The 12170-nt window shown below is 33.1% G+C and carries 11 protein-coding genes; 4 read left to right on the top strand and 7 right to left on the bottom strand.

All coding sequences use genetic code 11. The features are described from left to right. The first annotated feature begins 38 nt into the window (after positions 1–38). The 3 genes from dnaN (at position 39) to AC3WRL_RS13230 (ending at position 4370) form a co-directional block, all read left to right on the top strand. Positions 39–1169 carry a DNA polymerase III subunit beta gene (gene dnaN / locus AC3WRL_RS13240; protein WP_089026989.1) on the top strand — a complete coding sequence of 377 codons (1131 nt, stop codon included), beginning with the start codon at positions 39–41 and terminating at the stop codon, positions 1167–1169. 206 nt (positions 1170–1375) lie between these two features. Then, positions 1376–3778 (top strand): phenylalanine--tRNA ligase subunit beta, encoded by a 2403-nt coding sequence (gene pheT, locus AC3WRL_RS13235; RefSeq protein WP_492330474.1) that lies wholly within the window; start codon positions 1376–1378, stop codon positions 3776–3778. 181 nt (positions 3779–3959) lie between these two features. Further along, positions 3960–4370 (top strand): META domain-containing protein, encoded by a 411-nt coding sequence (locus tag AC3WRL_RS13230; RefSeq protein ID WP_214831524.1) that lies wholly within the window; start codon positions 3960–3962, stop codon positions 4368–4370. A gap of 51 nt (positions 4371–4421) precedes the next feature. On the opposite strand, the gene AC3WRL_RS13225 is transcribed toward AC3WRL_RS13230, so the two are convergent. From AC3WRL_RS13225 to AC3WRL_RS13195, 7 genes are all read right to left on the bottom strand, one after another. Next, complete coding sequence (locus AC3WRL_RS13225; RefSeq protein WP_007845674.1) at positions 4422–4661, bottom strand: DUF8828 family protein; 240 nt, start codon at positions 4659–4661, stop codon at positions 4422–4424. A gap of 36 nt (positions 4662–4697) precedes the next feature. After that, positions 4698–6014 carry a hypothetical protein gene (locus AC3WRL_RS13220; RefSeq protein ID WP_492330473.1) on the bottom strand — a complete coding sequence of 439 codons (1317 nt, stop codon included), beginning with the start codon at positions 6012–6014 and terminating at the stop codon, positions 4698–4700. A 79-nt stretch (positions 6015–6093) separates the two neighbouring features. Next, the gene (locus AC3WRL_RS13215; protein WP_492330691.1) at positions 6094–6984 is read right to left on the bottom strand and encodes a 3-hydroxybutyryl-CoA dehydrogenase; all 891 of its coding nucleotides are present in this window, start codon (positions 6982–6984) and stop codon (positions 6094–6096) included. A gap of 19 nt (positions 6985–7003) precedes the next feature. Further along, complete coding sequence (locus tag AC3WRL_RS13210; protein ID WP_214831522.1) at positions 7004–7414, bottom strand: hypothetical protein; 411 nt, start codon at positions 7412–7414, stop codon at positions 7004–7006. Between the two features lie 85 nt (positions 7415–7499). Then, positions 7500–8378, bottom strand: coding sequence for a CGA/CIA family class A beta-lactamase (bla-A, locus tag AC3WRL_RS13205; RefSeq protein ID WP_492330472.1), 879 nt, complete (start codon positions 8376–8378; stop codon positions 7500–7502). 66 nt (positions 8379–8444) lie between these two features. After that, the gene (locus AC3WRL_RS13200; RefSeq protein ID WP_492330471.1) at positions 8445–10175 is read right to left on the bottom strand and encodes a cellulase family glycosylhydrolase; all 1731 of its coding nucleotides are present in this window, start codon (positions 10173–10175) and stop codon (positions 8445–8447) included. A 217-nt stretch (positions 10176–10392) separates the two neighbouring features. After that, a complete protein-coding gene (locus AC3WRL_RS13195) occupies positions 10393–11355 on the bottom strand; it encodes a Gfo/Idh/MocA family protein (RefSeq protein WP_492330470.1) in 963 nt (320 codons plus the stop codon). A gap of 160 nt (positions 11356–11515) precedes the next feature. Between AC3WRL_RS13195 and AC3WRL_RS13190 the strand changes: the two genes are divergently transcribed. Next, positions 11516–12169 carry a protein-L-isoaspartate(D-aspartate) O-methyltransferase gene (locus AC3WRL_RS13190; RefSeq protein ID WP_214831518.1) on the top strand — a complete coding sequence of 218 codons (654 nt, stop codon included), beginning with the start codon at positions 11516–11518 and terminating at the stop codon, positions 12167–12169. The last annotated feature ends 1 nt before the right edge of the window (position 12170 follow it).

The raw sequence follows: 12170 nt of genomic DNA, 5'->3' as shown, positions 1-12170 counted from the left end.
TCTATTTATTATATTTGTAAAAATTTATTTTTAAATCTATGAAATTTATTATTTCAAGTGGGGAACTGCAGAAGGCTTTGCAAACTGTAAGTGGCGTAATATCAAGCTCTCAATCGAGACCGATTTTAGAAAACTATCTTATCGAGTTAAACGAAACTCAAGTTACCATTACAGCATCTGATGGCGAAACAACTCTTGTAACTTCTTTGGAAGTGAAGTCTGATGATTCGGGTAAATTTGCTGTTCCTGCTAAAATTTTTCAAGATTTTATCAAAACGTATGGTGAACAACCTCTAACATTGTCTGTAAAAGATAATGCGGAAGGAACAGGCAGCCAACTGGAGATTTTGGATGAGAAAGATAATTTTGCGGTAGCATTGGATAATGCAGATGACTATCCTGAATTACCGGAATTTGATGCTTCTCAAAGTGTGACAATGTCTGCAGGAGTTTTATCTGAAGCACTTACCAATACGCTTTTTGCAACTAGTAACGATTCTCTTCGTCCTGTAATGACAGGAGTTCTTTTCCAGTTTGGAGAAAATGAAACAAATTTTGTTTCTACAGATTCTCACAGATTGGTTGTTTACAAAAGAATGGATCTGATGAATGCTGAACCAATGGAATTCATCATGCCTAAAAAACCTTTAAATATTTTCAAAAATATTTTAGCAAGTTCGAATGAAGATGTTACCATCGATTTCAATGAGAACATGGCTAAATTTACTTTTGGCAAACATATCTGGATCTGTAGATTGATCGATGGAAAATATCCTAACTATACAGCGGTAATTCCAAAAGAAAACCCGAATGTATTAACGATCAACAGAAACCTTTTATTAGGTGCGATCAAAAGAGCATCAATTATGTCCAATAAATCAACTAATCAGGTTAGATTTAAATTGTCTGCAAACATTCTTCACCTTCACGCAGAAGATACAGAATATGCAAACAAGGCTGATATGCAGATTCCTTGTGATTACAATGGTGAAGATATCAACATCGGATTTAGCTCGAAGTTCTTAACTGAAATGTTGACGATTCTTGGTTCTGATGATATCACCATGAAAATGTCTCAACCAAACAGACCCGGAATTATTGAACCTCTGGATGGTCTTGAAGAAAACGAAAATATCTTAATGTTATCAATGCCAGTAATTGGGTTGTAAAATTAAGTTAAATGAAATAACAGAGGTTTTGAATTTTCAAGACCTCTTTTTTTGTTTTTACATTGAGTTGAGAAGTTAAAAATTTCGTTATTTCTTAAAAAAACACGACCTTTGTAAACGCAAAATTTGAAGTAAAGTTTTTCAAAATAATACAGATGAAACCGCTTAATGGTTGAGTCTGACTGATAAAAAATAGATTTAAGCAGATGAAAATATCAAATAACTGGCTGAGAGATTACATAAAAACGGAATTGAAAACTGAAAGAATCGGTGAATTCCTTACTGATATAGGTCTTGAGGTTGAAGGTATAGATAAATTTGAAAGTGTAAAAGGCAGTTTAGAGGGAATTGTTGTAGGTAAAGTTTTAACCTGTGAAAAACATCCAAATGCTGATAAACTAAAGAAAACAACTGTAGATATAGGAAACGGAAAAGTACTTAACATTGTTTGTGGTGCTCCCAATGTTGAAGCAGGACAAACAGTTCCTGTAGCAGTTGTTGGAACAAAAATCTATGATAAAACCGGAAACTTTTTTGAAATCAAAGAAGCAAAGATCAGAGGTGAAGTTTCTCAGGGGATGATTTGTGCTGAGGACGAATTAGGTCTTAGTGAGGACCATGGTGGAATAATGGTTTTAGATGAAACTCAATATGAAGTTGGGAAGAATTTTGCAGATTATTTTGAATTGACAAATGATGAGGTTATCGAAATTGGTTTAACACCAAACAGAACTGATGCAATGTCACATTATGGTGTTGCTAGAGATCTATACGCTTTTCTTTCAACCAATCAGCAAAAAGCACAGTTTGAAAAAGTAGCTTCTGAAGCATTAAATAATGAGGGATCTCACAGTTTTACTTTAGAAGTAGAAGATACTGAATTATGCCCAAGGTATATCGGAGCAGTTATTGAAGACGTAAAAGTAGCAGAGTCTCCGGCTTGGTTAAAAAACAGATTGAAAGCAATTGGTTTAAGTCCTATCAACAACATTGTAGATATTACAAACTATATTCTTCACGGATTCGGACAGCCACTCCATGCTTTTGATGCAGATAAAATAGCAGATAAAAAAGTAAAGGTTGGAACGGTAAAAAAAGGAACGAAGTTTACTACTTTAGATGGTGTTGAAAGAACTTTAAATGGTTCTGAAGTCATGATCAAAGATGGAAAAGATAAACCAATGTGTATTGCCGGAGTTTTCGGGGGTGCCAATTCTGGAGTTTCTAACGAAACAAAAACTATTTTCCTGGAAAGTGCTTATTTCAATCCGGTAGCAGTGAGAAAAGGAGCTAAGCTTCATGGTTTGAATACAGATGCATCTTTCAGATTCGAAAGAGGTGTAGATCCCAATATCACAAGAACAGCGATCACCCATGCGATCAAAATGATCCAGGAAATTGCTGAAGGAAAACTGGTAGGTGAACTATTGGAAGAATATCCGAAGAAAATTGAAGACAGTTACGTGATTATAAGATTTTCTAAAATTGAACAGATTTTAGGAACTAAAATCCATAGAGAGAAAGTAAAAGAGATTTTAAAAGCTCTTGAAATAAAGGTTTTAAATGAAATTCAGAATGGACTGGAGATCTCTGTTCCTGCTTACAGAGCGGATGTAACAAGAGAAATAGATGTTATTGAAGAGATCTTAAGAATCTACGGATACAACAAAATTGATGCTCCACAAAAGATCTCATTTACACCTGTTAAATTAAGTGCAAATGATCAGGATGAGTTGGAAAACAATTGGGCAAGAACTTTACAAAGTGTAGGTTTCAATGAAGTAATGAACAACTCATTAACTTCTGTAAAGGATGAAACTGATGCTGTGAAGTTATTGAATCCTTTAAGTGGTGATTTAGCATTTATGAGAAAATCTTTATTGGAAGGACTTCTTCAAAATGCCATCTATAACATCAACAGAAAAAATCAGAATATAAAGTTCTTTGAATTTGGAAAAATTTACCACAAAAGAGCTCAGTATGAAGAAAGAAAGCAAATGGCTATTCTGGTTTCCGGAAGAGATGTAGCAGAAAACTGGTTACAGCCGAAATCGGCAACAGATTTTTATAATTTGAAAGCATACGTAAAGGTATTATTAGAGAAATTGGCAATCGATTATAAAGAAGTTGCTTTATCTGATGAAAGATTCTCTGATGCATTAGCTTATGAAGCAGATGGGAAAATTTTAGTAAGAATCGGGAAGGTTTCTACAAATCTATTGAAAGATTTTGATATTGATCAGGATTGCTTCTATGCTGAAATAGAATTGGAATTGGCTCAGCAACTACGTTCTACAAACGAATTAAAGTTCAAAGATATTCCTAAATTCAATAAAATAAGAAGAGACTTAGCTTTGTTGATTGATAAAAATATTACTTATCAGGAATTATATCAAACAGCAAAAAAGAATAAATCTCCATTTATCAAGGATATTAATTTATTCGATGTATATGAAGGGAAAAACCTTCCTGAAGGAAAAAAATCGTATGCTATGAGCTTCGAATTGCTGAATGAAGGAAAAACTTTGGAAGAAAAAGAAATCTCAGAAGTAATGGATTCTTTAATTAAATCTTTCCAAAAAGAATTTAATGCGGAATTGAGATCATAAAAGAATATTATAAAAATAATATAGTAAAAAGACGGGTTAGCCCGTCTTTTTTGTTGCTAATTGCCATAGCTTTATACTAAATAATTTCACTAATATAAAGTTCTGCAGTATAATAAAATTCTTTGAAAAGCGTTTAAATAATATAATTTCCGTAAATTTGGTTAAATCAAAAAAGAAAAAAATGAAAAATCTTTTTTTAAGTATAAGTGCAGCCGTGATTTTGGCGTCGTGCGGAACTATGTCAAGCGCATCTGCTTCAAAAGTAGGGAAATCTCAACCGTCATTAGTGAATACGAAATGGACATTAGCAGATAATGTAAAAGGAAAAATTCCTACATTGAATATCGAAGGAGAAAAGATAAATGGAAATGCAGGATGCAACAATTATTTTGGAACAGTGAAGTTGGATACTTCTACAGGTAATTTTGCTGCGGGCCAAATGGGTTCTACAAAAATGGCTTGTGATAATATGAATGTAGAGCAGAACTTTATGGATATGATGGGGAAAGCTAACAAATATGTAATTTCCGGAACTACATTAGAACTATACAAAGACAATCTTTTATTATTGAAATTTAATAAATCAGAATAAAAAATAAAAGGAACTCAATTGAGTTCCTTTTTTATGCTTTAATGTTTTTTCTTATTCTTCCTCTTCTTCATCGTACTTAGCCAATTCTTCGTCACACCATTTGAATGCTGCTTCTACCACTTTAGTAGCTTCATCTGCCATGGTCTCTTCATCGTCGCCTTCCAAATCATCTAGCCACTCAACTTCTTCTTCCTCAACGTTTAAGATAAATCTTGGGTATTCAGTATGAACCACGAATAAATCCTCAGGAAATTCCGAATTATCTGCTAATAAAAACTTTGGTAATTTCATTTTTTTAATATTTTAACTTTCTCAAAGATAATAAAATTATTGATACTTGTTCTTGTCGATTCTAATTTTTTGTAAAACTTTATATCGCGTTAATGTGGTTTTTTGTAAGGTGTCTTTTGGCTTAAAAGTTAGACTTACATTAGGATTTACCGTGCTTATTAACTCCGCAATTTGTATTTTTTCCAGATCTTCTTCAGTTTCAATATAGAATTTAATAGGGATATTCTTTAAATTTTCGGATTGTAAAAACTGTTCTATATTCTTTCTGTTTTCAAGATAGTTTCCTTTCGAAAGCCAGGTGAAAAAGACACCAGATAGTAAACTCAATGCTCCAATTACATATACTTTAATATCAAAAAGGTTAAATAATTTTTTGAAATATACCAACCAGATCGGAAAGCTGAATGGCGCTATTAATCTATAATCTAATGGATTTACAGAGTAAAAATATTGGATAAAATAAGAACATATAATACCTGAAATACCAATACCAATAAAGAAAAATTCCGTCTCTGAAAGTTTGCTTCTTACAAAGAGAAATACCATCAACAATATATTGAGAAGGCCAATTCCATAAATTGCATAATTTATCAATCCGCCACCCGGATCTGCCATATGAATAAACGGGTTGAAGGAGGTCGTAAGCCCTTGAAATAATTCTTTTAACAGTTGTGAAGTAGGATGTAATCCCATTTCCAGAAATTGATTGATATAGCTTTCATTAAAATAATCTAAAAATAGAAACTTATAGACAACGATGAAAATACATCCTATCATTGCTGAGACTATAAATATTTTAGCATATTTTTTTTTCCAAACCATTAATCCAAAAAGTCCGGTTCCACCAATAATGAATAATGAACTGTAACGGATATTATATAGTGCTATTAAAGATAAAGAAAGGTAGAATATGGCTTTCCATTTCTTTAATTTTCCAATGATAATTAAATGAGCGGTGTATAAGAATAGAAATACGAAAGGAAGGATCAATGCTTCACTCATCGTATATGCATATATCGAAACAAAGCTGAACAAAGCACTGATAACAATGGATTCCTTAGGATAAAAATTCTTTTTCCAAGAAAAAATAACGATGAATAGGAAGGCCAGAATTCCAACAAGTTTACTGCTCCAGAATTCATCAAAACCAAAATAAGTAAAAAACTTAATACTTAAAGGATATCCCAATGGAGTGGTTGTATTATCAATTGTTGGAAACACATGTGCAAATCTCATGTAACGGATCGAGTCCGGATTTACCCTGCCTTTTTCGTTGAGTAAAAAACGTAAAATGGTCATCACTATAGTAATGATGACCAATGATATCTGAATATTTTTTTCTTTAATTTTCATTAAGCTGCAGGTCGTTGATTAACGATTATAAGTATTTTTAGCCATATCGCGATATAACGTACAACTTATGTATTTAAAACTATTTCAAAAACATTTTTGAAACCTTCTCTGCTTTTTTGCTTTCAGAATAATCATAGAACCCTTCACCGGATTTTACACCTAGTTTTCCTGCCATCACCATATTTACCAATAATGGATTTGGAGCATATTTAGGATTTTTAAAACCGTCATACATTACATTAAGAATTGCAAGACATACATCAAGACCAATAAAGTCTGCTAATTGGAGAGGACCCATTGGATGAGCCATTCCCAACTTCATTACGGTATCAATTTCTTCAACACCGGCAACACCATTATAAAGAGTTTCAATAGACTCATTGATCATTGGCATTAGAATTCTGTTGGCAACGAAACCAGGATAATCATTAACTTCCACAGGAACTTTTCCTAATGTTTTACTCATATCATAGATGATATCAAAAGTCTCTTTAGAAGTAGAATAGCCTTTGATAATTTCTACCAATTTCATAATAGGAACCGGATTCATAAAATGCATACCAATCACTTTATCAGCCCTTTTTGTTGCAGCTGCTATTTTTGTAATAGAAATAGAAGAAGTATTAGTTGCCAGAATACAGTTTTCAGGAGCAAATTCATCCATTTGTCCAAAGATCTTTAATTTCAGATCCTGATTCTCAGTAGCCGCTTCTACAATTAAATCTGCTGATCCAACAGCATTTTTAAGTTCAGTAAAAGTGGTTATATTTCCTAGAGTTTCTGCTTTTTGTTCTTCTGTAAGGTTGCCCTTTGCAATTATTCTGTCGAGGTTGGTAGTAATGGTTTTTAATCCTCTATCTAAAGAATCTTGAGATACATCTACCAGGTTTACCTTAAATCCGCTTTGCGCAAAAGTATGTGCAATACCATTTCCCATGGTTCCAGCTCCGATAACTACAACGTTTTTGATCATTTTTCCTTAAATTAAATTATTTTTTATAGATAGTTAAATTTCTTGAATTTGCTAAATCAGCTTTTGTAAGAATTTGTGTTTCATCAAAATTCACATTTCCTTCACTGCTTTTATTTTTTTTCATGTTTTGTAATGAAACAGCTGTTTTCAGACCTGATATAAAATTGCTTTTTTTAGTTTTTGATAAGGCATCAATTCCTATATATAGATTAAACTCGCCTTCTCTTCCTAAGCCACTTTGTCTGTATATTTCAAAGGGTTTGGTCTTGTTTTTTTTCTGAAATTGAGATATGTAATTGATAACAGGTTGTTCGGAAGGAGTTCCGCAACAAATACTTGCGTAACCTACTTGTAAATAGTTTTGATTCTTTTGTGAAAAAAAGAATGTAAAACAAAAAATGCTTAGAAGTATGGCCGTTTTTTTCATTTTAATACATTGAGTTAAGTTTAAGCAAAGTTTTCTACCAATTACCTGTAGTCTTTTTCTTTGTCCTAAAATTAAGCTTTAAAATTTACTTATTAAAATCATCCCAAACGGCCTTGGAAATATCCGAAACAATTTTGCAGTTTACAACATCTGTTTCAGTTGAGTTGCTTACAAATACAGCAATTGCATAATGCTTCCCATTAGATAATGTGATAATTCCCATATCATTTTCAGCACCAGTCAGTCCATTCTTATTTTTCCCCGAAGAACCCGTTTTATGAGCAATAGGGGTGTTTTTTGGAAGCTGTTCAATTAATTTATTCGTTCCCGTTTTTGTTCCAAGCATTACCTGCATCAGATAATCAGTAGATTTTTTAGAGAGTAGTTTTCCCTGATAGAACTTTTTTAAAACTTCTGCAACTGAATTGGTTGTACTATAATTTTCATATTGTGCATCCCAGCTTTTGTGCATTTCTTCCTCATTGAATTTGATCTGGAAATTTTTAACTCCTTTGGAATTCATAAATTTCTGAACAGTAGCGGTTCCGCCAATTAAGCGCAAAAGGATATCACAGCCATTATTATCACTCTGAGCGACTGTAAAGTCGATAATTTCACTTAGTGGAAGTTCGATATTACCATTAGGATATTTCTCTCGTAATGGGGACCATGTATCATCAAGAAGGTCAGACTTTTTCACTAAGATTTTCTTGTCTAATGATAACTTTCCTTTATCTACAAAGTCCAAAACGGCACTTGCAATATGAAATTTGAAAACACTCTGCATCGGAAGTTTTTTCTCTCCGTTCTTATTGTAGTTGAAGGGATCTTCAATTCCCAGGACAGAAACTCCTACTGTAGCATTTTTGTTATTAACAATCGAATTTATAGTTTGCTCCAGAGCTGTTGTTTGTGCAAAGGAAAATGCCGAAATAAAAAGAAATAATAAACCTGCTTTTTTCATAGCAGTAAATTTAAAAAATAAATCCCTTTTAGAACTTAAAAAGGGATTTGTAATTTAATATAATTATTATTTCACTTCAAAATAGTTGAGATTTACACCATCATTTTCAAAAACGATCCTGATTTTGTTTTCACCTTTTTTCAGGTTGATACCTTTAGCTGAAATTGTTTTCCATTTATCTTTACCTTCTGTGGACGACAATGAAACACTTGCTAATTCGTTTCCAGATGCATCTGAGATTTTTATTTTAGATTCACTACCACTTGCATATCTGATGTCGAAAGTATAGCTTTTATCTGTTTTGCTATTGATGGTATATTGGATCCATTCTCCCTTTTCTGTCTTTCCTACATAGTATTGATTAGTGATTTTATCGTTACATGGATAAATATCAACCCCATCATTTCTCATTTGATGACCAGCATTCCATTCAGACCTTTTAGCAGGATCACTTACCCAGAGATTAACGAAATCATTGTCCATATACGCGGAACCCATCCTTCCTAAGTCATAATCTGTAGCAAAAACCCTTCCTGGTGCATTGTGATTTTTAAATGGTTTCGTAGAGTCATCCGTTGTCTGTCTGAACATAGCATCTACAACATCATTTTTAATTTCAGTATTATTGAATTTATAATTATCAGCAATCTTCATTAAAGCTTTTGTTGCCATTTCTTTTGATGGCTTTTCACCACCGTTTTTCCAATAATCCAGCAATTTCTGATATTCCGGAGTGATCTTTACATTGGCAATACCCGCTGTGTTGTCAATCTTTTTCATTGGCCAGAAAGCGTAGCCAATATTGTGTTTGTTCATCAACTGTATCAACTCTGTAAACCACACATTAGAGTTTTCCCCTGTTTCACCTAACCAGATCGGTATATTGTGTTTTTCTCTTAGCTCGAGAATACCTTTTATTGTGGCATCATCATTATTGTTCCAATATTTATGGAAGCTGAAAACCATATTGTTATCCCAAAGTGGTATCAATCCGTTGTAATTATTTCCCCAGCCATTTCCTTCAAGGATAATAATGTGCTTTTTGTCAACCTCCCGGATAGCGGTGGTAATATCCTTTTGTAATTTCCAGAGAGGAGCATTTGACATTTCATCCGTTCCATTTGGGTTTTCCCCCGTGAAGTTGATGTTTGGCTCGTTGATGAGATCATAACCTCCAATCCATGGCTCATCCTTATATCGTTCAGCAAGTTTTTTCCATAAGGCCATTGTTTTTTTCTGATTTTCTTCACTGTCCCAAAGTGAAGGTTTTGATTTGTCATTATCAGAAATATTCACATCGTTTCCTTGTCCTCCAGGTGCTGCATGAAGATCGAGGATAAGGTATATCTTATTATCTGCACACCATTTTAATAAATCATCTGTCATTTTAAAACCTTCTTCTAACCATGTATTCTGGCCTTTTACTGACTCTTTTTCAATAGGTAAAGTATACAGATTGTAATGCATTGGAAGTCTGATAGAATTGAATCCTGATTTAGCAAGAAAATCAATATCTTCTTTTGTAATTCCATTCTTCAGATAAGCTTTGTAGAATTCATTCATTCCATCCTCTCCAATAAGCTCAGAAATCTTCTGTTTGATTTTATATTGTGGACCTGCAAAATCTGCTGTTTTAAGCATATAGCCTTCCTGCAACATCCATCCTCCTAAACCTAAGCCTTTAAGCTGGATATTCTCACCTTTGTCATTAACGATTTTTTGACCATTTGTTTTTAATAATTGCGATGTCCCAAATTGAGACAATAAAAGTGCGGATAGTAGGATGGTTCTTTTCATAGTTTGATTTTATAAGATTATGGGATTACTTTTAGAATTAAATGTTTAGTAATCACAAATATATTTAAAAATTATTGAATTAAAATTAAAATTCCTCTCTAAATAGGTGAACTATTTAAAGAGGAATAAATTTTATGCTGAATATTATTTGTAGATGATAATTATCATATTCAGAAATGAAGTATTAGGATCTTCTGAAAACTACAATCTATATAATCTAGCTGATCAGTTTCATAATTTCCAAAGCGATTTTCAAAGCTTCAGTTCCATCTTCCAATGATACTTCTACATTTTTATCTTGTGTAATAGAATCTGCAAACGAATTTAATTCATCAAGGATAGCATTATTGGGCTGGATGTTTGGATACTCAAATAAAATCTGATTTTTTTCTCCATCAGCATTTTCAATGATCATATCAAATGGAGTAGGTACTTCAGGAGCATCTTTCATGCGGATCACCTCTGCTTTTTTCTCAAGGAAGTCAACAGAGATATAAGCATCTTTCTGGAAGAAACGACTTTTTCTCATCGCCTTCATAGAGATTCTCGAAGTCGTAAGATTGGCAACACATCCATTTTCAAATTCTATTCGTGCATTTGCAATATCCGGAGTTTTACTTACCACACAAACGCCACTGGCATGAATGACCTTTACTTTAGATTTAACCATGCTCAATAAAATATCCAGATCATGGATCATTAGATCCAATACAACAGAAACATCCGTTCCACGAGGATTAAACTCTGCTAATCGGTGGATTTCAATAAACATTGGGTTTTTGATGTATTCTTTAGTTGCCATAAAAGCAGGATTGTATCTCTCAACATGTCCTACCTGAGCTTTAATCCCATTTTCACGACATTTATAAAGGATTTCTTCTGCTTGCTGAAGCGTTTGGGTAACAGGTTTTTCAATGAAAAAATGCAGTCGCTTTTCGATCGCTTTCAGAGCGTAATCATAATGATAAACCGTTGGTGTTACAATATCCAGCATATCAATCTGGTCCAATAGATCATCAAAATTTTCGAAATATTTGTAACCGAATTCGGCTTCTAATTTTTTTCCGTTTTCTACATCTTTGTCGTGGAAACCTACAAAATCATACCTATCTGATTGATTGAGAAGTTTTAAGTGTATTTTTCCCAAATGTCCGGCACCTACCAAACCTGCTTTCAACATAGCTTTTTTAATTTTTGTAAAGATATAAATTAGGTACGAGATTTTAGATATAAACACTTTTGACTTTAATCAGCAAAAATTCCTGCTGTTTCCTGAAATCTAAAATCTAATCCTTATTTTTGTGATAAACTAGTACCTGCAACCTAATAACTACTATCTAATGACGCAAGATTCGTTTGTACATAAAGGAAAAAGAAAAATCTTAGTTGAATACCTTCAGCAAAGAATTGGGATTACGGATAAGAATGTACTTTCGGCAATGAATGAAGTTCCGAGACATCTTTTTATAGAAAGTATTTTTGAAGATTTTGCCTATGAAGACCGTGCTTTTCCAATTCTCGCACATCAAACTATTTCTCATCCTTCAACAGTTGCTGAGCAATCAGAACTTTTACAGGTGACACCGGGAGAAAAAATACTTGAAATCGGAACAGGGTGTGGATATCAAACTGCTGTTTTATTGGCTATGAAAGGTTTGGTATACACTGTTGAAAGACAAAAGGATTTATTTGATTTTTCGAAGAAAAAATTTAGAGAGCTTCATCTTTTTCCAAAATTTCAAAGCTTTGGTGACGGTTTTGCCGGACTACCAACGTTTGCCCCTTTTGATAAGATCATTGTTACTTGTGGAGCATCCGTCTTACCAACAGAATTGTTGAAACAGTTAAAAGTAGGTGGGAAAATGGTTATTCCTTTGGGTCCAACCGATGAACAGGTTTTATATAGGTTCACAAAAATTTCTCCGACTGAAATTGAAAAAGAGGAATTCGGAGCATATAAATTTGTTCCAATGCTTAATAATACCAATACATAAA

The organism is Chryseobacterium sp. FW101-FHT12H09 (assembly GCF_058790395.1).
Note: the sequence above shows the minus strand (reverse complement) of the source record. Positions and strands in the feature narration are given on the sequence as shown.

Bases quoted from the DNA above. Each gene is read 5' to 3' on its own strand.
- AC3WRL_RS13190 (WP_214831518.1), top strand. From the start codon at position 11,516: ATGACGCAAGATTCGTTTGTACATAAAGGAAAAAGAAAAATCTTAGTT.
- bla-A (WP_492330472.1), bottom strand. From the start codon at position 8,378: ATGAAAAAAGCAGGTTTATTATTTCTTTTTATTTCGGCATTTTCCTTT.
- dnaN (WP_089026989.1), top strand. From the start codon at position 39: ATGAAATTTATTATTTCAAGTGGGGAACTGCAGAAGGCTTTGCAAACT.
- AC3WRL_RS13220 (WP_492330473.1), bottom strand. From the start codon at position 6,014: ATGAAAATTAAAGAAAAAAATATTCAGATATCATTGGTCATCATTACT.
- AC3WRL_RS13225 (WP_007845674.1), bottom strand. From the start codon at position 4,661: ATGAAATTACCAAAGTTTTTATTAGCAGATAATTCGGAATTTCCTGAG.
- pheT (WP_492330474.1), top strand. From the start codon at position 1,376: ATGAAAATATCAAATAACTGGCTGAGAGATTACATAAAAACGGAATTG.
- AC3WRL_RS13200 (WP_492330471.1), bottom strand. From the start codon at position 10,175: ATGAAAAGAACCATCCTACTATCCGCACTTTTATTGTCTCAATTTGGG.
- AC3WRL_RS13230 (WP_214831524.1), top strand. From the start codon at position 3,960: ATGAAAAATCTTTTTTTAAGTATAAGTGCAGCCGTGATTTTGGCGTCG.
- AC3WRL_RS13210 (WP_214831522.1), bottom strand. From the start codon at position 7,414: ATGAAAAAAACGGCCATACTTCTAAGCATTTTTTGTTTTACATTCTTT.
- AC3WRL_RS13195 (WP_492330470.1), bottom strand. From the start codon at position 11,355: ATGTTGAAAGCAGGTTTGGTAGGTGCCGGACATTTGGGAAAAATACAC.